The 25,747-nt window shown below is 52.3% G+C and carries 20 protein-coding genes; 16 read left to right on the forward strand and 4 right to left on the reverse strand.

What is annotated here, in order from left to right; all coding sequences use genetic code 11:
* Positions 1–117: 117 nt before the first annotated feature.
* The 3 genes from IXB28_RS03680 to IXB28_RS03690 all read right to left on the reverse strand — a co-directional run bounded on the left by IXB28_RS03680 (position 118) and on the right by IXB28_RS03690 (position 5,702).
* On the reverse strand, positions 118–603 hold the full coding sequence (locus tag IXB28_RS03680; protein ID WP_246559603.1) for a hypothetical protein: 486 nt from the start codon (positions 601–603) through the stop codon (positions 118–120).
* Positions 604–826: 223 nt separating this feature from the next.
* The gene (locus IXB28_RS03685; protein ID WP_215617193.1) at positions 827–3,538 is read right to left on the reverse strand and encodes a DUF7925 domain-containing protein; all 2,712 of its coding nucleotides are present in this window, start codon (positions 3,536–3,538) and stop codon (positions 827–829) included.
* 625 nt (positions 3,539–4,163) lie between these two features.
* On the reverse strand, positions 4,164–5,702 hold the full coding sequence (locus IXB28_RS03690) for a GAF domain-containing sensor histidine kinase (protein ID WP_215617194.1): 1,539 nt from the start codon (positions 5,700–5,702) through the stop codon (positions 4,164–4,166).
* Between the two features lie 620 nt (positions 5,703–6,322).
* Between IXB28_RS03690 and IXB28_RS03695 the strand changes: the two genes are divergently transcribed.
* The 11 genes from IXB28_RS03695 (at position 6,323) to IXB28_RS03745 (ending at position 17,019) form a co-directional block, all read left to right on the forward strand.
* Complete coding sequence (locus tag IXB28_RS03695) at positions 6,323–8,383, forward strand: serine/threonine-protein kinase (RefSeq protein ID WP_215617195.1); 2,061 nt, start codon at positions 6,323–6,325, stop codon at positions 8,381–8,383.
* Between the two features lie 110 nt (positions 8,384–8,493).
* Complete coding sequence (gene bioD, locus IXB28_RS03700; protein WP_215617196.1) at positions 8,494–9,189, forward strand: dethiobiotin synthase; 696 nt, start codon at positions 8,494–8,496, stop codon at positions 9,187–9,189.
* Positions 9,190–9,339: 150 nt separating this feature from the next.
* Positions 9,340–10,560, forward strand: a complete 1,221-nt coding sequence (locus IXB28_RS03705) for a M20 metallopeptidase family protein (protein WP_215617197.1) — start codon at positions 9,340–9,342, stop codon at positions 10,558–10,560.
* Positions 10,561–10,637: 77 nt separating this feature from the next.
* A complete protein-coding gene (locus IXB28_RS03710) occupies positions 10,638–11,510 on the forward strand; it encodes an urease accessory protein UreD (protein WP_215617198.1) in 873 nt (290 codons plus the stop codon).
* A gap of 167 nt (positions 11,511–11,677) precedes the next feature.
* The gene (gene ureA / locus IXB28_RS03715; RefSeq protein WP_215617199.1) at positions 11,678–11,980 is read left to right on the forward strand and encodes an urease subunit gamma; all 303 of its coding nucleotides are present in this window, start codon (positions 11,678–11,680) and stop codon (positions 11,978–11,980) included.
* 45 nt (positions 11,981–12,025) lie between these two features.
* Complete coding sequence (locus IXB28_RS03720; protein WP_215617200.1) at positions 12,026–13,102, forward strand: S41 family peptidase; 1,077 nt, start codon at positions 12,026–12,028, stop codon at positions 13,100–13,102.
* An 11-nt stretch (positions 13,103–13,113) separates the two neighbouring features.
* Positions 13,114–13,419: an urease subunit beta gene (locus IXB28_RS03725; RefSeq protein WP_215617904.1), complete on the forward strand. Its 306-nt coding sequence runs from the start codon at positions 13,114–13,116 to the stop codon at positions 13,417–13,419.
* Positions 13,420–13,695: 276 nt separating this feature from the next.
* Positions 13,696–14,496: an SH3 domain-containing protein gene (locus IXB28_RS03730; RefSeq protein WP_215617201.1), complete on the forward strand. Its 801-nt coding sequence runs from the start codon at positions 13,696–13,698 to the stop codon at positions 14,494–14,496.
* Positions 14,497–14,640: 144 nt separating this feature from the next.
* Positions 14,641–16,350 carry an urease subunit alpha gene (gene ureC, locus IXB28_RS03735; protein ID WP_215617202.1) on the forward strand — a complete coding sequence of 570 codons (1,710 nt, stop codon included), beginning with the start codon at positions 14,641–14,643 and terminating at the stop codon, positions 16,348–16,350.
* 20 nt (positions 16,351–16,370) lie between these two features.
* Complete coding sequence (locus tag IXB28_RS03740) at positions 16,371–16,553, forward strand: hypothetical protein (protein WP_215617203.1); 183 nt, start codon at positions 16,371–16,373, stop codon at positions 16,551–16,553.
* Positions 16,554–16,572: 19 nt separating this feature from the next.
* On the forward strand, positions 16,573–17,019 hold the full coding sequence (locus IXB28_RS03745; protein WP_215617204.1) for an SRPBCC family protein: 447 nt from the start codon (positions 16,573–16,575) through the stop codon (positions 17,017–17,019).
* A 26-nt stretch (positions 17,020–17,045) separates the two neighbouring features.
* On the opposite strand, the gene IXB28_RS03750 is transcribed toward IXB28_RS03745, so the two are convergent.
* A complete protein-coding gene (locus IXB28_RS03750) occupies positions 17,046–17,510 on the reverse strand; it encodes a hypothetical protein (RefSeq protein ID WP_215617205.1) in 465 nt (154 codons plus the stop codon).
* Between the two features lie 102 nt (positions 17,511–17,612).
* Between IXB28_RS03750 and hetZ the strand changes: the two genes are divergently transcribed.
* The 5 genes from hetZ (at position 17,613) to IXB28_RS03775 (ending at position 25,105) form a co-directional block, all read left to right on the forward strand.
* On the forward strand, positions 17,613–18,770 hold the full coding sequence (hetZ, locus tag IXB28_RS03755; RefSeq protein WP_215617206.1) for a heterocyst differentiation protein HetZ: 1,158 nt from the start codon (positions 17,613–17,615) through the stop codon (positions 18,768–18,770).
* Positions 18,771–18,861: 91 nt separating this feature from the next.
* The gene (locus IXB28_RS03760) at positions 18,862–19,857 is read left to right on the forward strand and encodes a hypothetical protein (protein WP_215617207.1); all 996 of its coding nucleotides are present in this window, start codon (positions 18,862–18,864) and stop codon (positions 19,855–19,857) included.
* A gap of 56 nt (positions 19,858–19,913) precedes the next feature.
* On the forward strand, positions 19,914–22,187 hold the full coding sequence (locus IXB28_RS03765; RefSeq protein WP_215617208.1) for a DUF3488 and transglutaminase-like domain-containing protein: 2,274 nt from the start codon (positions 19,914–19,916) through the stop codon (positions 22,185–22,187).
* Positions 22,188–22,425: 238 nt separating this feature from the next.
* Entirely contained in the window at positions 22,426–23,709 is a 1,284-nt protein-coding gene (locus IXB28_RS03770; protein WP_326520940.1) for an aspartate aminotransferase family protein, read from the forward strand.
* 319 nt (positions 23,710–24,028) lie between these two features.
* Positions 24,029–25,105 carry a sulfotransferase family protein gene (locus IXB28_RS03775; protein WP_215617209.1) on the forward strand — a complete coding sequence of 359 codons (1,077 nt, stop codon included), beginning with the start codon at positions 24,029–24,031 and terminating at the stop codon, positions 25,103–25,105.
* Positions 25,106–25,747: the final 642 nt, after the last annotated feature.

The following is a 25,747-nucleotide window of genomic DNA, read 5'->3' on the forward strand; positions in this document are numbered from 1 at the left end:
TCAGCGCTGGTGCGCCCTCATCGAGATGAGAGTATTTATCTTTAGGAAAATACCGTATCGAATCAAGTAAAGGAGAGTCGGGAGAAGGGCTGAAAACTTCTCCCGTGGTTCCCTTAATTACTTCACCTGGACGTTGTAGGATGCCTTCACCGCTTGGGCAGAGGCTAGATCGTCACTAAAGTTCCACTGAATGTGGGTATACATGTCCGCCGGTGCTGGTTGCAGCTCAACCGTTCCGTCAGGCAGGGTAACTTCTACCATCGGTGCCATTACAAAGCTGTCCCCACCATCGATGCTGTACACAATGTCAGCATTGCTGTTAGTGGTAGCAGACTGCAGAACATAACGTGTCTGGGTTGGGACCGGTTGGGTAATCGATAGCCCCTTGGCCTCAACTTCACTAGAGTTAGCACCATCTACCGTATAGCGCAGCACATCCCCCGGTTGAACAGTCACTTTCCCTTCCAAGGCTTCCCAAGAGATTTTCTCTTGTCCGTTTTTATCTAGGCCAACGATTTGCTTTTCAGCACTGAGCGTTAGTTTTACTTCGGGGCGCAGTACGGCCTGGACGATGGCCTCCTTTACTTCCTGGAACTGAGCCATTACGGGTTGATTGGTTGCCAAGGGGATGGCGCCAACCAAAGCGAATGCTCCGAGACCTAAGAGGAGGTGTTTTTTGGCAAAAAGACGTTGCATCATAATTACTCTCGTTGAACTTGTAAAAAATTTCAGACGTTGTTGATAGTTAGCATCACACCGTTCACTGCAAGGGTGATGTCAGCAGAAGGAAGGGGGGATTGTGCCGCTTCCTTCTCTTTGCTGTTCGCTAGTTAATCCGGCGCTCGAACTCAACGTAGCCAGTTTCTAGGGGGTCGATATCACCTTGGATGTCAAAGACATACTTGGTGCTATCGGTGTTGTACGTTGTACCCGACAGTTCAGCGGAGGGCGTTGTGGTATCTGGGTTGAAGTCAGGATTACCTGTGGTGCCACCGCCATCACAAACCGGGCCCCCATTGAAGAACACCACACTGCCTGTGGAACCAGCATCTAAGTTGGTCAAGTCCACTGCGCTAGGTACATGGCGAGTGTCCAACTCAGTGTTGGCATCGTTATCAAATGCCCAGTTGTTGGCATCAGTTACTGCCAAGGAACAGCCTTTCTCTGTGCCATCCTCAATGATGGCCAGGTCAGATGCGGTCAACACTACGTTGCCCTGCATGGGGGCAACTTCGGGCTCAGAGATGTTGTTATAGGTCACGCGGTAGCGGATATGGTTGCCAGGTGCGGGGTTACCAGAGACCGGTGGGCCATCACCCTGAACCACTTGTGCCGTCTTAACCAGTTCCAAGAAGCCGGTGTAAATCCGGTCAATGGTGGTGTTTTGGATATCCGAGGTATCTAGAACATTGGTAATGTCAGTGGTGTCGATACCGTCGTTGCCGCCGTTGTTAACGTCTTCGTTTTGGACGTCCGTTACCCCTGCAAATGTTGCTTCGATAGGTACGGGGAAGCTATCGAGTTCAGTAATTTCAGTGGGGTTGTTAGGCAGGTCAACCTCAACACCATAGTCGAACTCGTCGTCACCACCGGGAACGCCGTCGTCTGCTCGGACGGGGACAATAATGTCAGGGTCAGTCGGATTAGTCTTGCTCCAAGTGCCGGTGGGCTGATCATATTCATACTCTACGCGAGTACCATCCGGCGCAATGATAGTGGCCGTTGTCTCATCCGGTAGATCAGTGTTAGTAGGCGGTGCGATGGGCTCTAGACGTACCCAGCCATCTTCTGTACTGGAGCTATCCACCGTATTGGTGAAGCTCACCACCGGCGGATCCCCATCGGAATAGGGCGCAGACTTGTTGGTAAAGTCATCGTTGGTGCCGGTGGGACCGACCGCATCGGCTGAACCATCAGGACCATTGAGTAGGTCAGAAATGGGTTCAGGCTCTAGTTCGACAACAATGGCCTCACCACCACCATCTTCAGGGGTGGTGGGGTTATCGTCCGAAGGGTCTACCGTCCCTATATCCAGGTTCTCAGGGTCCGTTGGATCGTCGTTGGTAACCTTATCGCTTACACCTGTGGTGATTAGGTCACTCGGATCGTCAATATAGCCATCATCGGGGGTGAAGCCTTCAGGCAGATCGGTGGTGGGGTCATCAACGATGTCTGGGTTGAAGCTACTGTAGGTATCGGTGGTGGGGTCGTAGTCACTAGGGGTTTGGTCTCCAGATTCATCCATTACGGGAAACGTTAGGGACTCATCCTCTGGGGTTAACGGGTCGTCTTCGACTCCAGAACCAAAGATTTGAGCAATGTTGGCAATGGTAAAGGGGGTTTGCCCTGCATAGCCGCTAGCTTCAACAACAATTTCAAACCCGGTAACGGTGGTACCCCGAGCAATGGAGGTGTTAGCTGTTTTGATAAAACCAACACGGGTGGTATTGGCTGTGGGTGTGCCTGTGGACCACTGGGCTTCTAATGCGTTGATGGTGACAGCAGACTCTGTATAAACCGGGGTCCATGTGCCATCGGCAGATGTGTGAGATACCAGACTGGTGTCCGCAGGCAGGGCATCTGAAATTAGAACGTGTCTAACATCGGCACCATCGACGTTAATGCTAATGGGCTGTAAATCTGCAGCCTCAGCTGTACTACCGGTGGGCACGGTCGTGCCGACGGTAAAGTCTAAATCGTAGGTCAGCTGGTCATCAATGGGAGATGTGGTATTGGCCCCCGGATTGTGGTTAGAAAACTCTTTTTCTAGGGTGACTAGGGGTTGTTTCAGCGGTTCTAGGCCAACGGTGACGTCTCCGGTGTCGCTAGCTTCCCGTTCTCCATTGGTCGGCGCTTCAGGACCGGCTTCTGCTGCTGTTCCATCCGCAGGGCTGTCGTTGTCGTCTGTGAAGACGCTACCACCAGACGAGTCATAGGGTTGGTTCTGGCCATCTCCTGGGGTGTCACCATACTGCACGGTGATGACATCATCGTCTTGGGCGCTGGTGGAGGTTTGAATGATAACCTGAACGTCAAAGGAGTCGCCAGGAGCGAGGTTTTCGAAATCAGTACGGCTAGTAATGGTTTCGGTCGCTGGGTCAAAGTTGCCGTCGTTGTTCAGGTCGGCAACAATGCTCACCACGCTATCTACGGGACCGCTGAAGTTTGCGATCGCAGGCAAGCTAATGTCTGTTTCATCATTACCAACGTTGGTAACTTCAAAAATAAACTCTACCTGGTCTCCCGGTTCTACCGCCGCACCAGGGGTTGTTTCATTTTGAACAGATGTATTAACAACCGTAATACCGGCAATCTCTGCAACTTCCACTTCAACAGTATTGGACGTGGAAGTCTGAGGCGTACCCTCAGGATCTCGATAGGTGGCCGTGGCGGTGTTAGTGATTTTTGTCCCAGCAGCAGTCCCATCTGCTAGCACGAGGCTAACCATGTTAAATACACCGCCAATGGCAAGGGCAGATGCGATGACTGGCTTGCAAAGCTGCCAGCTGAGTCCTTTAGAATTTTTATTCTTTGTCATTATTTCTGAGAACCAATGAAAACAAAATGAGCAGGTGAAACAACTATCTCGGTGCAATCAACGCCATAGTTGAAACAGGAAAAATGAGTCAGGACCGTGGCCATAACACGTGTAAAAACGCGAAAGCCTTACATGGAAAGCAATTGCTAATAGTCTGAGAAATTCAAAAAAAAATTAGCAATAAAAATGTCCTTTTTTCCGGACAGGCCTCTAAGGTTGAGTAATACTAAATGAATAGGTGAAACCAGAACTCTTGAACCCTTAGAAAAGCGATAGGAGATTCTCAGATTCCACTCTTGCTGACAAGAGCTGAATCCATATTTTCTCAATCGCTTAAATTTGCCTACATATCTTGGATACCCAAAAGAACTTGAAGTGTTGCTAGGTTAAACCGCTTGTATTTTCTGGGCTCCTGCTCTCAGCATTTTCTCTTTATGTCAGGTGGTTATACTCACTGTAAGGTGAATATTTCTTGTTCACCTTTGCTTCCTGCGGATAGCACGTAAGTGCGCATCGGTAAAAATATGAGGTGTTGATGAGGCTTTTGGACCGATAAATGAAAATAGGAAGGGGAGAGATGTTTTATCATCTCTCCCCTTCCTATTGTTCGATTTTTAAAGGGTTATTAGCCGTAGGTGGAGGCCATTGGTGTTTGGTTTCCTGTTGGTGCTTGGCTTCCTGTTGGTGCCTGGGTGTTGATTGCCGCTTTCGGCTGTTGGGGAACTTCAAACTGTGGCAGGGCTACCACATATCGATATCCATGGTTGTAGGACCCTTGGATGAGGATTTCTCCACCGTGGAGTTCTGTGAGCTGCTGGCTTAGCAGTAAGCCTAGCTCCTGTCGCGCATCAATTAACTGTGATTCCTCCGCTTGTCCGCCGATGGCTGGCATCTCCGTTAGCATGTCAAATCCATAGGTAGACTCAGGGGCGCTTGGCGTTGGAATCAGATTGTTCCGTTGGGCCCACATAATGACAGTTTGCGGTAAGTCCTCACCGAGCCAAGGGTTTTTGACCCATGTTGCAAGGTGGAGTCGATTATCTTTTCTGGATACGTGCAGACGAATGGTGCTGCCGTCGGTGGCAGCGGCTGAAATACTAAGGATAAGATTGTACAACAGCTGTTTGATAATGTTTTTGTCGAGCACCCAGATGCGGGACCCCGGTTCGACGGTGAGCTTTAGGTCAGATTTTTGGGTCTGATAGCTTGTTTCTATGGGCTGTAAACTCTGCTGAGCCAGCATCTCGATGTCTTCAGAGGCAAGGCTTAACTGACTGGGGTGCTCATCTAATACTCCCAGCTCCATGATTTCATTGGTTAGGGCCAATAGGTTTTGGCTGCTCTCTAAAACAATAGTTGCGTATTCCTGTTGTTTATCTGTCAAAGGGCCATAAATTTTACGGCTGAGCATGCTAGCCATGCCCGTAATGGTGGTTAACGGGTTGCGTAACTCTTGGGTGAGCTGGGAGATTAAATTCACCCGTAGCGTATCAATTTTGCCCTGCACCGGTATGTTCAACGCATCTCCCACCGGGGCGCTATTGCTGTTTTGCTGGATTTTTCCATTTTCTAGCCAGCACTGCTTCTCATACTCACTCATGGCCCAGCGAGCATTGAGCTCAAGGAGCGCTAGATCTTGCTGGGTGTACTGCCTGGGCATAATGTCCATGATTTCTAATGTGCCGATGCAGCAGCGATCGGACGTCATTAGGGGGACCCCTAAATAGGCGTGCACACCATATTTTTGAACGAGAATACTATGGCTGAAGGCTTGATGCTTGGTAACATCCGATAGCATCACCGATTGTCCACTGTCGATGACCTGGATGCCAAAGGATTCTTGCTTGGGTAGTTCACGGGTGGCGGCCAGTTGGTTCATCAAACCCAGGCTAGACAGACCCATGGTGGCCTTAAATACCTGGTTTTCTTGATTGAAAATACTAATTAAACAGATGGGGGCCGCCAGCAGTCTCGATGCGCTTTGGGCGGCTTCTTCAAAAATCGGAATTGGTGCTGAGCCTAGAAGTTTCAGCTCCTCCAGCGTTCTCATGCGCAGCTTGTCCCGTTCTGTTGGAGAAATTCCATCCAATGAGCAGGCAAGTCTTGGACTGATGGGTTGAGTGGGCTGATGGCTGGTTTCAGCTGGAGTAACACCGTAGTGCATTGCGATTACTGCGAAAAATCGGGTTCTGATGACTCCATCTTTCCCGAAATGGTGCGCTGCTAACCGTAAAGTCCCTCTCAGCAAGTAATTTGAATATAATTTCCCTTGGTCTAACTCGAATTTATCAAAGGTGTTGCTAAGCGTGGTTAGATTCCATGGATTCCTTTTTATGAAAGGGTTTTACCGATCTATGGAAATGGGGCCATGGTGGACCCCAGGTTGATGTCCTCATTATGAGGACATCAACCTGGGCCATTATCCTGCCCATTGATTATTCATTCATTAAGGGCTTGTTAAAAAATCATGGTTTTGTTCCTGGAAATCATGGCTTAATAAGCCTTTTCGGATTAAACCGTGAAGTAGTTTCTTGACAGCTCTTAACGTACTTTGAAGCGACACATCATACTTGGATCATTGGGTTAGAGTGGTATAGCTTGTCTGGAGCCTAGGCGCTAGATCTTTGCCCTAAGCGTAGGCGCTGGATCTTTGTCCTAAGCGTAGGCGCTGGGTCTTTGTCCTAAGCGTAGGCGCTGGGTCTTTGTCTTAAGCGTAGGCGCTGGGTCTTTGTCCTAAGCGTGCCAGACCTTTGCCTTATTTGTTGCATTGTTTGGATGGTTGCTATGCAGTCTGCCCTTGCTGTCGGTACTCTGTTGCAAAATCGATACCGCGTTGTCCGACTATTGGGGCAAGGTGGTTTTGGCCGTACCTACCTGGCTAAGGATCAAGGCCGTTTTGAAGAAGAGTGCGTGATTAAGGAATTTATGCCCGCAGCGGGTAGCGATCGCTTCTCTAGTAAAGCGGCTCAGTTGTTTCAGCGGGAAGCCGAAATTCTTTACCAGATTAGCCATCCCCAGATTCCCAAATTCCGAGCCACCTTTGAGCAAGATCAGCGATTATTTTTAGTCCAAGACCATATCGAAGGGCTAACCTATCGAGATATTTTGCAGCAGCGTCCGGGGCAGGCCTTCTCAGAAACTGAGATTCGGGCGTTTTTGGGGCAACTGCTGCCTGTTTTGGCCCACATCCATGCCAAGGGCATTATTCATCGAGATATTAGCCCAGACAATATTATTTTGCGTCGCAGTGACCAAAAGCCTGTGCTGATTGACTTTGGTGTGGTCAAAGAGGTGGTGACGCGGCTCCAGACGGATGCGACATCCGTGCAGGCAACAACGGTGGGTAAGGCAGGATATGCCCCTAGTGAGCAGCTACAGTCAGGACGGGCCTACCCCAGTAGCGATCTCTATGCCCTGGCGGTGACGGTGATTGTATTGCTGACGGGGAAGGAACCCCAGGCTTTGTTTGATGATGCTAACTTGAGTTGGAACTGGCGACCCTTTGCCCAGGTCAGTGACGCTTTTGCCTCTGTTTTAGATCAGGCGCTGAGCTATCGGCCTAGCGATCGCTATCAATCAGTGAGTGAAATTAGCCGCGCTCTGCAGCAGGGGGCTGCCCCTGCTGCCGCCCCTGGTGTTCCTGCCGCCCCTGCCGCTCCTGGCGCACCGCCCCCTGCTAGATCCGTTGCGAAGCCACCGCCGCCAGCGGTCTCTCAAATGCGTACGGTGGCGGTGGGTAGCCCCATGGCCAGTACGGGGAGTACTCAACTGGGTACATCAGGGGCCCAACCGGCATCGACGCGCACCCCTAGAACCAAGGTGGTTACATCCCAGCCCAGATCAGGGGGGATGGATAACCCTTTAGTGCTGACGGCCATGTTCGCAGGTGCCATCAGCCTGGCGGGGTTTGGCGGTTGGGCCACCGTTAACTATGTGCTGCAGCCAGAGCCTCCAGATCAAAGCGAGAGGATTCAGCCCCTACCGTCTCCAGAAGAATTAGACACCCCTCGACCGGAAGAGACTCCCGAGGTTAAACCCCTAGATCCTGAGACGCCCACCAACTATGCTTCTGACCTGGGCTTGGCGGCGGGGGATCAAAAAACTGTTGAAGGGGGTATTAAACAGGGCGATACGGTTAGCTATCGATTTGAGGCCAAGGCGGGGCAAACCTTGCTGACAAGCTTAGACGGCGACGGTGTGGTCTTATCGGTGCTAGATGCGGAGGGGAAAGAGCTGCGGAGGGGACGGCGAGTCTCGGATTGGCAAGGCGAGCTGCCAGACGATGGTCGCTATACGGTGCAAATTTTGACCACCCGTGGAACGGAACAAGGTTCCTATAAGCTGTCCCTAGGCTTGGCGGCGGCGGAAGCAGAGGAACCCGATGAAGCCGAACTGCCTGGGACTGAGGCCCCCGAGGATCTTTTGCCTGGGGAAGCCGAGACCGAGCCTGGGGAGGGGGACCCTGAGGAGCCGAGCCCAGACACTGACCCGGTGGAAGAACCCGCAGAAGTTCAGGAACAAATTCTGACTCAGCAGATCCAGTTTCCTGAAGGCCAAACGGGAACGCTCCGGTCTAGTTCAGTGGGGCCGGGCCGGGTGCAGCGCTATGTGTTGAATGCCCAGCAGGGCCAAATTATGACGGTGAAAGTTGTTCAGGCGAGTGGGCCTGTCACATTTGATGTGTTATTCCCAGGTGGTGAACCGATAGCGGATGCTGAAGGGGTGCTGTATTGGAATAGTTACCTACAGCTGGGGGGGAGCTATCAAATTGATGTGCGGTCCGCCAGTCCGTCAGAATTTACCTTAGATATTCAAATTGTTGGTGGCGGCACCGAAAACCCGTAGGCTGGTCGGCCCCGTCGTAGGGTGGTTCCAGTATGGAGGGTGGGCATTGCCCACCTGCCAGGCCATTGTCGGCATCAATATTGAGATGGTTGAGTAACGGAGGGATGCGTGTGAGTGGATTATTGATTGCGGCAACGGATACGGCGTGTGGCAAAACCGTATTAACCTGTGCGCTAATGGCCTACTGGCAAAAATACTGTGGCTCTCGTCGGCTGGAGGTACTTAAGCCCGTGCAGTCGGGGGAGGGCGATCGCGAGCTCTACCAGCGGGTATTTCAGCTAGAGCAGTCGTTAGAGGAGCTCAACCCCGTTTTCTACCAAGCCCCGTTGGCTCCGCCCGTGGCGGCGGCGATGGAAAATACCACGGTGGATTTGGCCCCTGCTTGGCAACGCTATGGTGCATTGCGACAGCAGTGTGACTGGGTGCTGGTGGAAGGGCTGGGGGGCCTGGGCTCGCCGGTCACCGATGAAATGACGGTGGCTGATGTTGCCTCGGATTGGCGGTTGCCGGTGGTGCTGGTGGTGCCGGTGAAGCTGGGGGCGATCGCAGCGGCTGTGGCCAATGCTGCCCTGGCCCGCCAACATCGATTGCGGCTCCAGGGGATCGTGCTGAACTGTACGACACCAGAGGCGAGCGAACGGGTAGAGCAGCTAACCCCACCGGACATGATTAGTAACCTGACTCGGGTGCCCGTACTCGGGGTGCTGCCCCATTTCTCAGATCCGACAGATCTGGCCCAGCTCAGTGCTGCGGCCCGTCAGCTCTCGTTGGAAGCCATTATGCCCCAGGCATTTTGGGTGGCCTGAGGGGTTTGGAAGTCGGAGTTTGGAGTTCGGAGTTCGGAGTATTTTGTCTTATCTTTCCGACTTTTGAATTCTGAATTCTGAAGTCGCCAAAATGTCCCGGCTTAAGTTGGTAACCATATACTTAACTGTAGCTGTGTCTGCTACGGTCCTATGGTTTCTACACTGCCTCCCAATACAACCATTTCCAAAGATTTTCCCCAGGTGCGATCGCAGATTCAAACGCTGCAATCCCAGTTAGTCGAATGGCGACGACACCTGCACCAACGACCGGAGCTGGGCTTCGAAGAAAACATCACCGCTGACTTTATTGCGCAAAAGCTGACCCAGTGGGGCATCGAACACCAAACGGGCATTGCTAAAACCGGCATCGTCGCAATTATTCCAGGGGCTGCGCCCGGTCCGGTGCTGGCCATTCGGGCCGACATGGACGCTTTGCCCATCCAAGAACTAAACCAGGTGCCCTACCGTTCGCTCCACGATGGCAAAATGCATGCCTGTGGCCACGATGGCCACGTCACCATCGCCCTGGGCACCGCCTACTATTTGTCTCAACATCGGGATACCTTTGCCGGTACCGTAAAAATTATCTTTCAACCCGCAGAAGAAGGCCCCGGCGGTGCAAAACCGATGATTGAAGCGGGGGTGCTCAGTCAGCCTGAAGTAGATGCCATTATTGGTTTGCATATTTGGAATAATATGCCCCTGGGGACGGTGGGAGTTCGCAGTGGGGCACTGATGGCGGCGACCGAATTTTTTCATTGCACCATTCAAGGTCGGGGAGGCCATGGAGCGTTACCCCATCAGACAGTTGACTCCATTGTGGTCGGCGCCCAGGTCGTGACCGCATTACAAACAATTGTGGCCCGTAACATTAGCCCCATTGACTCGGCTGTTGTCACCATCGGTGAATTTCAGGCCGGCACCGCCGTTAATGTAATTGCTAACAATGCTCGACTCAGCGGCACTGTGCGTTACTTTAATCCTGAGTATCGAGACTTTCTCCCAGAGCGGATGGAGGCCATTATTGCCGGAGTTTGTCAGGCCCATGGTGCCAAATATCAGTTTGACTACCATCGGTTATATCCACCTGTGATTAACGATGCCACCATGGCTGAATTAGTCAAATCTGTCGCTAGCAGAGTGATCGAGACCCCGGCAGGGGTGGTCCCAGAATGTCAGACCATGGGGGGGGAAGATATGTCTTTCTTTTTGCAGGAGAAGCCAGGTTGTTATTTCTTTTTAGGGTCTGCAAACCCTGACCTAAATCTGGCCTATCCCCACCACCATCCCCGGTTTGATTTTGATGAAACAGTTTTGGGGACAGGGGTGGAGATTTTTGTGCGTTGTGTTGAAAAATTTTGTCAATCGTAGATGTTGATCGCATAACACACCCTAAGGGGTATGGCACGCACCGCCCCTATAAGAGACCCGCAGCCTGCTAAGAATTAATGACAACAACAAATTCGGTTTTACCCCAAAAAGATCTCTCGGCCAACCAGGGTTGGCGAGGGACCCTGGATCTTTGTTTTGCCAGGGTGGATGGTAAAACATTGCCAACAGCAAGCTACACCACCTCGCCATTGCGGATTCAGCGTCCGTTTTATCCGGCGGCGGCCCCCGGCAACTGCCAAAGTGTGGTGGTGCACACGGCGGGGGGCATGGTGGCTGGCGACCAGCTGGAAATGGCGATTGCGGCTGAGCCCAAGACCCAAGCTTTGGTGACCACGGCGGCGGCCCATAAGGTCTATCGCAGTACGGGGGACTGGGCGCAGCAGACGATTCGGCTGACGGTGGCCGATGGGGCCTATATGGAGTGGCTGCCCCAGGAGCTGATTTTGTTTAATGGTGGTCGGTTTCGCCAGTCGCTACGGGTGGATTTGGCCCCCGGCGGCGTATGGCTAGGTTGGGATATTACGCGTTTTGGCCGCAGTGCGCGGGGGGAAACGCTGCAGTCGGGCCAATGGCGCTCGGCCACGGAAGTTTGGCAGCGGGGGCGGCCCCTATGGATCGATCGCCAGCAGCTAGGGGGGGGCTCCGAGGCGCTCACCAGCCAAAATGGATTGGCGGGCTATCCGGTGGTGGGGACGTTTTTGTTGCTGGGCTGTGCGATCGCGCCAGACCACATCCTGGCCCTCAGAAATCTAGACGGTGGAACCCATGCTGGCGATAGAGGCCTCACCCGGCTAGAGCATGGGTTAGTTGTCCGCTATCGTGGCGCCTCTAGCCAAATGGCCCGCCAATACTTTATTCAAACCTGGCAGTGGTTACGGACCCACGTGCTGAACCAAGCCAGCTATGTGCCTCGGGTATGGGGGGTGTAGGCTTGCCCACCGTTCGGGGTTGCTGGCGTTGGGAAAATCACCACCGGAATAACCGTTTATTGAAATAAGATTTAGCCGTCTGTGGACCTGACAATATATTGGTTTAATAGGTCCTGAGTCATGGCTGCTAGCTGTGGCCTTGTGGTCATTACTCTTTTGCACATCCTATGCAACTCACTCCCCAAGAAAAAGACAAGCTGCTTATTTTTACGGCCGCCCTCGTTGCTGAGCGTCGCAAAGACCGAGGTCTAAAGCTAAACCATCCAGAATCTGTCGCCTATATTTCAGCCGCGATTTTAGAAGGGGCTAGGGATGGTCGCACCGTCGCTGAACTGATGACCTATGGCACCACCTTACTCACCCGCGATGATGTCATGGACGGCATTGCTGAGATGATCCACGAGGTTCAGGTTGAAGCGACATTCCCGGATGGTACTAAGCTAGTAACCGTACATAATCCAATTCAATGATTTTTGTAGGGGCACCCCACGTAGTGTCCCTTGATAGGCATATCTATGGTTGAGTCTGACAGGTCTGTAAATGGTGATGTGGAAGCGTCTTTTCAGGATATTGACCTGAATCAAGAGGAGCGCAGCGACGTGTTAGGGGCCATTGTCAATGCCCTGGATCGCTATGCCTTTCCAGATGCGGCGGCGAAGGTCCAAGCCGATATTCGCCAGCGGTTAGACCAAGGGGGCTATGGCGACATTATCAGTGGGCATCAGTTTGCTGAAACCCTAACCACCCAGCTGCAGACGTTAACGGGCGATCGCAGCCTACGGGTGCACTTTAGTCCGGTGCCCTTACCCAACCTCAGTGCCGAAACGCCACCCACCGCCGAAGAACTGGCCTACCAGCAGCAACAGAGCCAGCGGCGCAACTTCGACATTAACCGAGTCGAGCGGCTAGCGGGCAATGTAGGGTTTTTGCAACTCTATGGGTTTGAGCCCCCCGAGTTTGCCGGGGAAACCCTGGCGGCGGCCATGACCTGTTTGGCCTACACCGAGGGGCTGATTATTGACCTGCGCTACAACCGAGGAGGTTCCCCGGCCATGGTCGCCTTGCTATGTAGCTATTTGCTGCCCGCCTATCCAGCGGTGCACCTGAGCGATGTGAGCTGGCCCGCAGATCAGCGCATTCAACAAAGTTGGACCTCTGCCTATGTGGGCGGTCCTCGATATTTGGATCGCTCCATTTATCTATTAATCGGTGCTGAAACCGCTACCGCCGCCGAAGAGTTTGCCTACACCTTAAAACAGCTGAAGCGGGCCACTTTGATTGGTGAAACCACCGCTGGCAAAGCCAACCCTGGCTCGGGGCAGCGCCTACACGATCATTTTTGGATGTTTTTGCCGACGGGGCAGGTGCTGAACCCCGAGACCGGAGAAAACTGGGAGGGTAGTGGCGTGCTGCCAGACTTTAAGGTACCTGAGGAGCTAGCGCTGAAAACAGCTCACTACATGGGGCTGACGGAGCTAAGCCGCAAGGCCGCAGCCCCTGGTCAGGAGCTAACTGCAGCCCTGGAGACGGTGAAAAAGCAGTTGGATCAAATGCAACAAGATTTAATTAGTCAGCTTGGAGGATTACGATAATGGCCCATGGTGTGGTACCCGGAGAACTTTTGCCCGCTGCTGGTGATATTGAACTGAATGCCGGTCGCGAAACCGTCACGTTAGCCGTTGCTAATAGCGGCGATCGTCCTATTCAGGTGGGGTCTCATTTTCATTTCTATGAAGTGAATGATGCCCTGCAATTTGAGCGCGACCAAGCCAAAGGCATGCGTTTAGATATTCCGGCCGGCACAGCCGTTCGATTTGAACCGGGGGATGAGCGCTCTGTGACCTTGGTGGCCTTGGCTGGGGCGCGTCGTGTATATGGGTTTAACCAACGGGTCGAAGGCGCTGTTTGAACCTTGTTTCGAGTTAAAAATATTGTTAGATTTCAAAGGGCTCTACGGCTTTTTGACTAGGCCTGGTTTGAGTCGCTTGAAAAATCAGCACCTCATCGGGTGACAAAGCTACGAAAGATTGAGTATGCCTGATAGGAGGATTAATAACCTGAATCAGGAAATGTTGCCTGGTAGTTATTGATCGTGACTCTATGCTGTCTCTTGGGATAGCTAGCCCGCTTTAGCTCGGGTAATCGAGCCCATGTATACGCTTTTTGAGATTAACTGACATTCACTATGCTACGACCACACCATTTTGCTGCCATCGCTTGCCTTCAGGGGGCATTGCTGTTGGGTAATGTGCCGGCATGGGGGCAACAAACGCCCGCTGGCGAAGGGGTAGAATCTGTGGCCTTACCCGAGGCAATTAGTCCTAGTTTGGATGGCATTGTGGATTTGGCCACGACAGATATGCCGTTGGGCGTTGGCTATTTGGCGCCAAAACGGTCGGTTGATTTACAAGCCAGTTGGCTATCGGCGGTGGAACTGCCTTTATATACTGAGCCCGGCGGTAACCACTGGGGCTGGATCTGGCAGGGGTGGTTAATTCCCAATGGTCAGCAGGCATTTGCCATTGGCCGCGATGCTAGTTTCACCATGGTGAGTGTGGAGTCGGAACGCTTGGCGTTTCCCATTTTGCAGGTGCGCGACGATGGTTGGATGCAGATGCAGTATACCGATGGCGGTAGTGCCTGGGTCCATCGCGATCAATTTGATGATCGGGGCCTGGAACTGGCGTTTTATTCTTGGCAAGAAGGGTTGGAGGATGCGGAAAATCTTGCCCTGCGGGATGCCTCTGACGCCCAAGTATTGAGATCGCAGCCCGAGCGTGGCCGCAACGTCCTCAGCCTGGTTAGCAGCAACAGCCTGATTGAGCCCCTAGAGGTACAAGATAACTGGATTCGGGTACGGGTGACCCGTCCCACCAATGGGTGTGAGCCCTTGGCAGGGGCTAGTGAAGAAGAAGGCTGGCTGCAGTGGAAAGATAAGGATGGTGAAGTGCTGATGCTACCTAGTCGTGAAAATTGTGCGGGTTAGCTAAGGGGGCCGCTCCCCCAGGCTGACTGGTGGCCCATCCACTTCAATTCTTTAAAATGTTCGTCATATACTCGTCGGGTTTCCGGGTGTGCCGTAAGCTATCCAATGGCTTTACTTTTTACCGTCTACCCCTAGGACACTCCGATGAGCTATCGCATGGATCGCCGCGCCTATGCTGAAACCTATGGCCCCACCGTAGGAGACCGGGTTCGGCTAGCGGATACCGCCTTAATTATCGAAGTGGAGCAAGATTTCACCACCTATGGTGATGAGGTGAAATTTGGCGGCGGTAAGGTGATCCGTGACGGCATGGGGCAGTCCCCCATTACCCGTGCCGATGGTGCGGTGGATACGGTGATTACCAATGCCCTGATTCTCGATTGGTGGGGCATTGTCAAAGCTGATATTGGCATCAAAGATGGTCGCATCGCCAAGATCGGTAAGGCGGGCAATCCCTACATTCAAGACAATGTGGATATTATTATTGGCCCCGCCACCGAAGCCATCGCAGGGGAGGGGATGATTGTCACCGCTGGCGGCATCGATTCCCACATTCACTTTATTTGCCCGCAGCAAATTGAAACTGCGATCGCAAGCGGCGTCACCACCATGATTGGCGGCGGCACCGGGCCTGCCACCGGCACCAATGCCACCACCTGTACCCCTGGCGCTTGGCATATCTATCGCATGTTGCAGGCGGCGGACGCATTCCCCATGAATCTAGGGTTCATGGGCAAAGGCAACAGCGCCCAGCCCGCCGGTCTAGTGGAGCAGGTGCAAGCGGGGGCCATGGGGCTGAAACTCCACGAAGATTGGGGCACCACCCCCGGTTCCATTGACACGTGCCTGGGGGTGGCCGACACCTTTGATGTGCAGGTGGCGATCCACACCGACACCCTCAACGAAGCCGGTTTTGTCGAAAACACCATCGCCGCGTTCAAAAATAGGGTGATTCACACCTATCACACCGAAGGGGCGGGCGGCGGCCACGCGCCGGACATCATCAAAGTGTGTGGTGAAGCCAATGTGCTGCCCTCGTCCACCAACCCCACCCGACCCTACACCCGCAACACCCTAGACGAGCACCTAGACATGCTGATGGTGTGTCACCACCTCAGCCCCAGCATCCCTGAGGATGTGGCCTTTGCCGAATCCCGCATCCGTCGAGAAACCATTGCTGCGGAAGATATCCTCCACGACCTGGGGGCCTTTAGCATGATTGCCTCCGACTCCCAGGCCATGGGTCGGGTGGGTGAAGTGGTTATCCGCACCTGGCAGACGGCCCACAAAATGAAAGTGCAGCGCGGTGCCCTGGCAGAAGATTCTGACCGCAACGACAACCATCGGGCCAAGCGCTACGTGGCCAAGTACACCATCAACCCAGCCATCACCCACGGCATTGCCCACGAGGTGGGTTCCTTAGAAGAAGGCAAGCTGGCGGATATTTGTCTGTGGAAGCCCGCCTTCTTTGGGGTGAAACCCGAGATTGTGATTAAGGGGGGGGCCATTGCCTGGGCCCAGATGGGGGACCCCAACGCCAGCATTCCCACCCCCCAGCCGATCCACATGCGCCCCATGTTTGGCAGTTATGGCGGTGCCATTGGCAGCACGTCCCTGACGTTTATTTCCCAGGCGGCGGCAGAGGCCGACATCGCCAGCCAAATTGGCTTACAAACAAAAGTGGTTGCCGTCAGCGGTTGCCGCAACCTGAGCAAGGCCGACATGAAGCTCAATGACTACCAGCCCAAGATGGACGTGGATCCTGAAACCTACGAAGTGCGGGCCGATGGCCAACTGCTCACCTGTGAACCGGCAGAAGAGCTCCCCATGGCCCAGCGATACTTCTTGTTTTAGACTCCCCGCGCTTGTTGTAAATGAAAAATTCCCTTGCCCTAGGCAGCTGGTTGTTTATTTTCGGCTCCAGTTTATTTGCCCTGGAGGCCATTGGTGAAATTATCAATAGCTTTTCGCCGGTGGCGTTGATCCATCTGGCTGAAGGCCTTTTATTTTTGGTGGGGTCAATTTGTTTTCTACCAAAGCCGCAAACCAAACCCTAGGTTAGATTTTCCCCATACTATGACTAGCTTTCAATACACTAGCCTGATTGCCACATCGCCTGACGTGGTTTGGCGTTTCCATGAACGGCCCGATATTCTTAAGCTGCTGACGCCCCCCTGGCAGCCGGTGGAAGCGGTGCGCCGCGAAGGGGGGCTGGGCCCAGGGGCGCTTAGCGAATTTCGACTGTGGCTCGGTCCCGTGCCCATCACCTGGATTGCCCGCCACACCGACGAGTATGAACCCAATCGACTGTTTACCGATATCCAAGAAAGTGGCCCCCTAGACGCCTGGACCCACCGACACCGCTTTGAGCCAGAGGGCGACCACATGCGGCTGACCGATGACATTACCTTTACGCTGCCGCTGGAGTGGGCCAGTGAACCGATGATCGGCTGGTTTGTGCTCCAGCGGTTGCGGGATATGTTTGAGTATCGCCACCAGGTCACCCAGGAAGCCTGTGGCTAGTGGTGGTGCCCAGGCTAGGCAAAAGGCTAGGCAATCTCTGTGGGAGGGGTTTCTCCGTCTTCCTTCAGTTGCTTGAGCTGCGATCGCATCACCTGTTCCAACATCGTTCTTGGCACTTCGATGCCTTGGCCTTTCCCTTTGGTTTGCATAAAAATCAGACTGTCCACCTGTTTCATCGACAGCAACTGAAATAAAAGGTGGGTGCTGGGGTGGGGTAGGGCCATCATCTGTGGATTGTCGGCCACACCCATGGAAGCCGCTTCCAGGGATGGATAGGCATAAATGACCGTCTTAGTCGATTTAGGATCCTGACGACCGCGTAGGGTGGTCATCACCCATCCCTGGCCCAAGGATTGAACCACATAATAGATTTGAGCTGGAAGCTGCCCCGCGATTTCCTTTAAAAGCGGAGCAACCAGGGAAATTGCTTCGCCAGTTGTCTGATCCGGAGCTTCTTCAATCAAAATTTCGATTTGTTTTTCGATATCCATCCGACTTTTTTGATAGTTTCGTGAAAATTGCTGACTTTTGTTAGAACGTGCGGAAAACTGTCTATGCTCGGGTGAGGTATTGCCTGGGACTCGCAAGCTCTAATGACAACGCTGCTAATGCTCGAGGAAACATCGACCACACTGGTAGAGGCACTAAATAAAGAAGTATTGCAGTTACTACAGCAGGCGACCAGGACCTCAGAGAGAAGCTGTCAGTCCGTTGCCGATCGCATTTGTAGCGAATCACTTCGTATTTGCAAAGAAAGCCAACGTATTCAAGACTCTGGCGATGTAGAAAGTTGGGCATTTAACCTCGCTAATCATCGAGTTGATCAATGCATTCGCTATTACAAACTTAGCTCCGAACGGGGCCGAATCGAGCTGCATAGTACCCTTAGTGCCATAATCTATCGCTATATTTCAGTTCCCCACGCCCAGACTAGCTATCAGGCACGTCTTTCCCTAATTGAGGACTTTCTGCAAAATTTCTACAGCGAGGCGATCAACGCCTTCCGCCGAGAAAATCAGATGGCGACCAATTTCCAGCCACGCACCTCGCTCGAACTCGCCGAATACATGGCCTTTACCGAGCGCTACGGTAAGCGACGCATACCCCTGCGGCGGGGGCGCAGTCAGCAGCTAATTATTTTGCGGGCCCAAACCTTTTCGAAGCAGCAGCCCCCCGAAACCACCGTAGACATTGAGCAAGCCACCGAAGCGGCCAACGATAACGATCAGGCCTGGAAAAATGCTCCGGTGCAACGACTGCGCGAAGAAATTTTGCTCCAGTCGGATACGCCACCGGAAGATAGCCTGCGGGAGCGGGTGGTGGATGAATTAATGTCCTATCTAAAAGACAAAAAGCAGGCGGACTGTGCCGACTACTTTAGTTTGCGGCTGATGGATTTACCCGCCAGCGAAATTGAGGAACTGCTCGGCCTAACATCCCGCCAGCGCGATTATCTACAGCAGCGGTTCAAATACCACCTATTGCGGTTTGCCCTCACCCATCATTGGGAGCTGGTGCACGAATGGCTGGGCATTGAACTCGATAAAAACTTAGGTCTGACGCCCCAGCAATGGGATCATCTCCAGGAAAAAATGGATCAAAGTCAGACCAAGCTCCTGCAGCTGAAGCAGCAGGGATTGTCCGATGCTGATATTTCCCAGGCCCTGGGATTGAGTTTGACCCAAATTAGAAAGCATTGGTCTAAATTACTAGAACAAGCCTGGGAATTGCGTAATCTATCAATAGGCTAATTAACGATCTAGTGGGTCGTGCTTTTGTGCATCGGGTCGAGCTAAATTTTTACACTCTCGGCTTTATCATCCGGATCAGGGACATTTCGCCATGAATAGTGAGTCAGAAAATTTGAAACGCTTATTGCTAGAGTTCTTAACTTTTGACCGCTCGGCGTCCCCTCCATCGGGGAGTAAGTCTACCACTTTGACAGAGTCCAACCCATCAGCAGTCTGTGCATCTGAAGTCGGATCTGACGCTGTATCATTTGACACTTTATTTGAAACGGGTCAGTCGTTTCACTTCGGAGATAAAACCACTGTGCAAGATCGTTTCCACACACTTCTAAAGCACCGTTTCCAAACGGAATTTGCGAATCGGCCCCCACTATTTCCTTGGGAGGCAGAGGTCCGTGAATATCCAGCTGAGGTGCCCGCCTACGCTCAATCTATGAGTCGGATGTGGCTTGAAAACCCACTCCAGTTTAGTGTTTCGAGTAAGTTGCCCGAAACCGTTCTGCATCGTTTGCTAGATCGCTGCCAAAATATGGTGCAGTCTACTCAAAAGCAGGGCGTTAAGTTAGTGCAAATTGTAGAATCCCTTTTCCCGGATTCGCTTGATGCATTAGAACCCATTGCCAATATTGTCCTAACACCGGCGTATCGTTCTGGTTCTGCTTTGGCCGAAGCAACTCTACAGGAAGTAGAGAACTTGGCCGGCGGATTTGACCAGGCTACACCAGAACAACAAATTGCTTTGACTATGTTGGCTTCTATGGAAATTATGTCGGCCCTGGCGCTGACAGTTTCAGCGGAAGAGTCGACCGTTGGCCGCGACTGGGTCACCTCTGAAGGTGTTGTTCATGTTGATGTGAACTATTCCGGTGCGGTGTTGATCATTAACGCTACATTGCCCACAGGTGGAAGTATTCAGCTGGTGGGTGCAGATTCAGATAGTCAGTCTTCTCGCCCTGAGGCGGGGATGTTGACCCTGGCTCAAACGGCGCCAGTAATTGGTGCTTCCTATTCCTTGGAAGTGTCATTAGATAACGATGGTCAGCGACCTCTGAGATTTTCCTTAATGGTGTTAGACCCATCTGTTAGTTAGGCCCGCTAGGATGAGACTGTGCCTGTGGGCACCATTTACCTAGTAGGGTTCCTGCGATGTCTAGTTTGAATAATCCAGTTTCTGGTTTAACCGTCCGATGGCGGCAGCGGCTTTCAGCCCTGCCGCCATCAGTGCCTGAGGACTCCATTGCGTTGAGGGGCCTGGTGCAGTGCCTGGTCACCATTGGTATCTGCAGCTTAATTGTGGCGGCATCGGGGGTAACGGATACGTCCACTTGGAATCTTTTGGCCGTGCCCTTGAGCATTGCAGGTGCTTACTGGAGTTGGCGTAGTCGCCGTCGTCGTAATATTGCGGCTAAGTTTTTGATTGCCCTGGGCATGTTAGTTGCCCTGGCCTTTTTTTTAGGGCGCATGTTGCGGGTTCCAGGGGATACGCGGATTGTGCTGGCGGAGCTGCTAATTCATTTGCAGGTGCTCCACAGTTTTGATCTACCGCGTCGGAAGGATCTGGGTTATTCCATGATGATCGGCCTGATTTTGGTGGCGGTGGCGGCAACGATTAGCCAAACCCTACTATTCGGGCCGTTTTTGTTGGTATTTTTTTTGGTGGCCTTGCCGGTGTTGGTGCTGGACTACCGCTCTCGCTTGGGGCTGCTAGACTGGCGACGGCTGTCGGTGGGGATGCCACTGCGTCAGCTGGGGGGCATTATGGCGATTGTGCTGGCCCTGGGGCTGATGTTTTTTGTGGCGATGCCCAGGGTGCCGGGCTATCAGCTACAGACGTTTCCGGTGAGTGGCAGTATTGATGTAACTGGAGAGGCCTCCAGTCGTCAGATTTTTAATCCGGGCTATGTGAGCCGGGGCAATGACAGTTCCGCTGACAATGATGGTGATAGCTCCAATTCGGGGGGGAGTCCTGAAACGGGGCCGGGGCGCATCAATCCTGATTTTTACTATGGGTTTAATCGGAAGATTAATCAAAACCTGAAGGGCGATCTAGAACCTAAGGTGATTATGCGGGTGAGATCGCAGCGGGCTGGGTTTTGGCGGGTGATGGGCTTTGACCAGTACACGGGGCAAGGTTGGGAATCTTCGCGGTCGGCTGAACTGGTGGATTTGGGCCGTTCTCCTTTGTCCTATCGATTTTTACCGATTACGCCCCAGCCGATTGGGCCAGCGGAGGAGGTGGTGCAAACCTACACGATGGTGCAGGACTTTCAAAACCTGGTGCCTGTGCTCTATTCCCCTGAGTCGGTCTATTTTCCGGCGGATGATTTGGCCATGGATCCGGAGGGCGCCTTACGACCTTCGGGGTTGTTGCCGGAAGGTCTCACCTATACGGTGGTGTCTCGGGTGCCCCGGCGAGATCCAGAACGGTTAAAGCAAGGTTCGAGTGATTATGGTGATGGCATTCGCAAATATTATTTGCAGGTGCCTGGGGAAATTCGCGATCGCATCCGCACAGAAACCGAGCGTTGGCTAGCCACCTCTGAAGACCCCTTGGCCACCCCCTACGACAAGGCCACCTTTCTCGCCCAGGTCTTGCGCGAAAACTACACCGTGCAAACCGACCTCCCCTATTTTGAAGAGGGAGACGATCTCGTCAGTGCATTTTTATTTGACTATAGGGGCGGCAGCCGCGATCAATTTGCCACGGTATTGACCATCATGCTCCGCTCCATTGATATTCCAGCCAGGCTAGCCACCGGGTTTGGGCCGGGGCAGTTTAACCCCTTTACCGGGTTTTACATCGTTCGCAATACCGATGCCTATGCCCAGACCGAAGTCTATTTCCCAGGTCAGGGCTGGTTTTACTTTAATCCTATTCCCAATAGTCTGTTATTTTCCCCAGAAGACAATAGTGCCAACCCCTTTAGCGTATTACGACAGCTATGGCGCATCCTCGTTGGGGCGTTGCCTGCCCCCGTGGTGCAGCTAATGCAAAAAGGGTTTCAGCTGTTAGTTATGGCCATTGCCATGGGGCTGCGGTTGATTTCACGGTTTAGTGGCCAGGGCTGGTTGAGTGTCCTGTGGGCGGCTGTGGGTTTGACCGGTGTGGGCTTTTGCGGCTGGCTCAGCTGGCAGGGCTGGCGACAATGGCGGCGGTGGTTATCGCTAAACCAGTTAGCGCCGGTTGAACGGATTTATCAGCAAATGCTGGGGGTTTTAGCGCGCCAAGGATTTGGCAAACGCCCTAGCCAAACACCGTTAGAATATGCGGCCAGTTTGCAACGGCGCTCCGACTTTCGCCAGGGACCCTTAGTGCGCCAAATGGTTGATGGCTATGTGGGCTGGCGCTATGGTGAAAAAGCTGTGGATGTCGATGGCCTACGGGCTGGGTTGCAGGCCCTGAAGCGATCTGGGCGTTAGGGCGGCGGCTATATTGCCTGGTTTGATAGTAGCTATCAAATGATTTAGCGGTCAAAACGACAGCAATTTCTTACAATCACTTTAAGGCATCAAAAATAAATGATGGAATCTAGAGCCGTTTTTGGGTAATCCGGTGCTAGATTCCATTGGCGCTGGTGGCTAATCATTGAGACCCGCCGTGCAGGCGCCCCTAACAACGGGGGTACTATTGTTCTTTTTCTCCTTCAGAGGTCAGTCCGTGGTCAGTTTCAAACAGCTTGTTAAAAATCCACTTAAGGCGCTTACTACCGGTGAAAAATCTTCCCAGGACTTTCAACCAAAGGAGTTCGACCGTCATGTGATGACGACCTATGGTCGCTTTCCCTTGGCCCTAACCCGGGGGGCAGGCTGCCGTGTGTGGGATGACCAAGGCAATGAATATCTGGATATGGTCGCGGGCATTGCCACCTGCACCCTGGGCCATGCCCACCCGGTGATGGTGGAAGCGGTGACTCAGCAAATGCAGCAGCTGCACCATGTGTCGAACCTCTATTACATTCCAGAACAGGGGGCTTTGGCCCAGTGGTTGACGGATCATTCCTGTGCGGACCGGGTGTTTTTCTGCAATTCTGGCGCTGAAGCGAACGAAGGGGCCATTAAGCTCGCCCGTAAGTATGGCCATACGACGTTGGGCATTGAGGAACCGGTGATTATTACGGCCAATGCCAGTTTCCACGGGCGGACATTGGCCACCATTACCGCTACGGGCCAGCCAAAATATCAAAAGAATTTTGCGCCCCTGGTGCCAGGGTTTCACTATGTGCCCTTTAATGATGGCGATGCCTTAGAAAGTGCGATCGCAGCCCTAAATGCTAACGGTCCCCGTGTGGCTGCTGTGCTGTTAGAAGCCCTGCAGGGAGAAGGTGGCGTGAACCCCGGCAATGTTCAATACTTCAAACGGGTACGAGAGCTATGCGATCGCCACAACATTCTCTTAATCATGGATGAAGTGCAGGTGGGCGTAGGCCGTACGGGCAAAATGTGGGGCTACGAAAATCTAGGGATTGAACCCGATGTGATTACCGTGGCCAAGGGCTTGGGCGGGGGCGTGCCCATTGGGGCCATGCTCTGCAAGTCAAGCTGTGATGTATTGCAACCGGGGGACCATGCCAGCACCTACGGCGGCAATCCATTTGTTTGTGGTGTGGCCTTAGCCGTTTGTCAAACCGTACAATCTGCAGGCTTGATGGCTAACGCTAGTGCCCGGGGGCAACAGCTGCGTCAAGGATTGTTGAAATTAGTGGATGCCTATCCCCAACTGTTTGAGCAAGTGCGCGGCTGGGGCTTAATCAATGGCCTGGTGCTCAAAGAAGACGCAGCCATAAAATCTATCGATATTGTGAAAGCGGCGATTGAACAACAATTGTTGTTAGTTCCCGCAGGACCCACGGTGGTGAGATTTGTTCCACCCCTCATCATTACTGAAGCGGAAATTGATGAATCGTTGAAGAGGTTAGCGGCCTCGATAAACAACATCGTTTAGGGGGCCTATGTAATGTATTGTTCCACCATGGGCTTAGCCGTTGCTGTTCCTTGGGATGAGTAGTCGAGCTGTCAGATTCAGTCAATTTGCCAGATTTCCATCGCTTACTCATCCCAATCAGTAACGGCCTGACCGCCGTTTAGTTCCCTTCATTACAGTCCATTGCCGAGGAAATTGATCTGACCACAATTAGGGCCAAGTAGCGTATTTTCCCTATTGTAGGTTGCGTGGTTTGTCAGTGTTAACTCTTTTTTCTCGGATTTATACTGTAATCAGTGCATTGATGCCTTTATATTAATCAACTTTTGGTTAAGCTCCTATGCCATCACCTCTTATTCTTGTGGGTCTACCGCGCAGCGGTTCAACGCTGGTATCGCGCATTCTCAACGAGAGTTTAAATTGTTTTATTATTAACGATTTTTACTACCTCCAGTATGTTGAAAGTGTTGACGGCTTTGCCCAGTCAAATCCAACGATTAAAGGGCTACTCGTAGACTTTATCGTTACCCAGGTGAAGAACCGAACAAAACCAGAAGATTTAGATGATGAAGTGTGGTTTGGCCTGCCATTTTCGGCGGCAGATCTACAGGAACTCGATCGTTTCGCTGAGGCATATAAAGCCAACGATGAATCTAGGACCTGGGCCCAAGTCCTAGAGGATATTATGCAGTTTTTGGCTGAGTTATCCCATAAGCCAATGTGGGGCTACAACACGCCGCAGGACTATTTGAACTTCAACATTATTTCAGAAGCGTTTGCTGATGCGAAGTTTATCTTTCTGTTGCGTTCTCCACTGGCGACCCTGTTGTCCTACAAATATTATTGGACGGTGGATCCTAAGTTTCGGGATGACCGAGGTCGCTATCACCCTGTGATTCAGGCGTTAGCCTGGAAAACCTGTGCAACTACCTATTTTGGATTGCTCCAAGAGCATGGCCATGATCGCTTTATGTTGGTCAAGTTTGAGGAGGTGCTGAGCAATACCAAGAAGGTGCTGGCAGATATTAGCCGATTTTCGGGGATTGAATTTGCTCAGGTTGACTTGACCTCCTTTGGGCATAATTCTTCACTCTCAGATAAGGGCTCAGCGAAAAATAAGAAGAGAATTACAGCCTTAGAAGAGAGAATTGGTCACTTCCTGACCCACAAGGTGGCCCATGAGCTGGGCTATGGGAATAGCCCACTACAGCCACTGGCTGTAGCTGATGTTTTCAACTTGCTGGCAACCACTGGCAGAAATGGGGCCTACTATTTTCGACAGATTGTTTTCTCGCGCAATGTTCGCAAGAGAGTGGTGAAGTTTGTAAGTCAGATGTTGTCGCAGGCGGGGCAAAAGGTGGAGACCTATTCTTCGACTATCCGCAATGATGCCCCTATACAGTCTGACGTTGTTTAAGCCGCCATGCGGTTGGATGTCCATTACGATCTCCGTTTCCGGGCCTTAAACAATATGGGCACTGTGGTCGAACTAGCGCCACGGTAGCCTATTGCGCTATTGGAATAGGAAAAGGGCAATATGGGGGTGTGATGGGCTATGCCAAGGGTGATAGTGCATTGGCATGGACCTGGGAGGGGCTAAGTAGTTCCGCCTATTTACGGCATGTGCCTAGGGTGTCATTTCTTCTAGGCGAGGGTCTAGAAGAAAGAATTGTGAGTACGATGCTGTCATTGGCAGCCAAATAGGGAGAGTCAGTGGGGGAAAGATACGACGAAATGGTATCGATTTAGCTCCTAAATGGTGAAAAATATCTTCAAAGCTTGAACTTATTAGAGAAAACTCAGGGTGTTCTAAGGTTTTGACGCTTTATCTACTGAATTTTCAGGTATTTACCAATTGCCCTAATAGTGACTGCTTTATTGCGCCATAATGCTGATGACAAAAAAACGATTATAGGACTTCATTGCCATGCGCTTCATGCTCCTTATATTGGAAGTTGAAGATATACGTCCTATCTATTTGAAATCGTAAAAATCTGGAATGAGCTCTGTGTAAGATAACTTTAGTATCTAAAAATTATCTATTCAAGACTTAGTACGG

It is taken from the genome of Leptothoe kymatousa TAU-MAC 1615 (assembly GCF_018739865.1).
Taxonomy (GTDB): domain Bacteria; phylum Cyanobacteriota; class Cyanobacteriia; order Phormidesmidales; family Phormidesmidaceae; genus Leptothoe; species Leptothoe kymatousa.

Coding starts and splice junctions, on each gene's coding strand:
- IXB28_RS03680 (WP_246559603.1), bottom strand. CDS start 603: ATGGCTCAGTTCCAGGAAGTAAAGGAGGCCATCGTCCAGGCCGTACTG.
- IXB28_RS03685 (WP_215617193.1), bottom strand. CDS start 3,538: ATGACAAAGAATAAAAATTCTAAAGGACTCAGCTGGCAGCTTTGCAAG.
- IXB28_RS03690 (WP_215617194.1), bottom strand. CDS start 5,702: ATGCACTACGGTGTTACTCCAGCTGAAACCAGCCATCAGCCCACTCAA.
- IXB28_RS03695 (WP_215617195.1), top strand. CDS start 6,323: ATGCAGTCTGCCCTTGCTGTCGGTACTCTGTTGCAAAATCGATACCGC.
- IXB28_RS03705 (WP_215617197.1), top strand. CDS start 9,340: ATGGTTTCTACACTGCCTCCCAATACAACCATTTCCAAAGATTTTCCC.
- IXB28_RS03710 (WP_215617198.1), top strand. CDS start 10,638: ATGACAACAACAAATTCGGTTTTACCCCAAAAAGATCTCTCGGCCAAC.
- ureA (WP_215617199.1), top strand. CDS start 11,678: ATGCAACTCACTCCCCAAGAAAAAGACAAGCTGCTTATTTTTACGGCC.
- IXB28_RS03720 (WP_215617200.1), top strand. CDS start 12,026: ATGGTTGAGTCTGACAGGTCTGTAAATGGTGATGTGGAAGCGTCTTTT.
- IXB28_RS03730 (WP_215617201.1), top strand. CDS start 13,696: ATGCTACGACCACACCATTTTGCTGCCATCGCTTGCCTTCAGGGGGCA.
- ureC (WP_215617202.1), top strand. CDS start 14,641: ATGAGCTATCGCATGGATCGCCGCGCCTATGCTGAAACCTATGGCCCC.
- IXB28_RS03740 (WP_215617203.1), top strand. CDS start 16,371: ATGAAAAATTCCCTTGCCCTAGGCAGCTGGTTGTTTATTTTCGGCTCC.
- IXB28_RS03745 (WP_215617204.1), top strand. CDS start 16,573: ATGACTAGCTTTCAATACACTAGCCTGATTGCCACATCGCCTGACGTG.
- IXB28_RS03750 (WP_215617205.1), bottom strand. CDS start 17,510: ATGGATATCGAAAAACAAATCGAAATTTTGATTGAAGAAGCTCCGGAT.
- hetZ (WP_215617206.1), top strand. CDS start 17,613: ATGACAACGCTGCTAATGCTCGAGGAAACATCGACCACACTGGTAGAG.
- IXB28_RS03760 (WP_215617207.1), top strand. CDS start 18,862: ATGAATAGTGAGTCAGAAAATTTGAAACGCTTATTGCTAGAGTTCTTA.
- IXB28_RS03765 (WP_215617208.1), top strand. CDS start 19,914: ATGTCTAGTTTGAATAATCCAGTTTCTGGTTTAACCGTCCGATGGCGG.
- IXB28_RS03775 (WP_215617209.1), top strand. CDS start 24,029: ATGCCATCACCTCTTATTCTTGTGGGTCTACCGCGCAGCGGTTCAACG.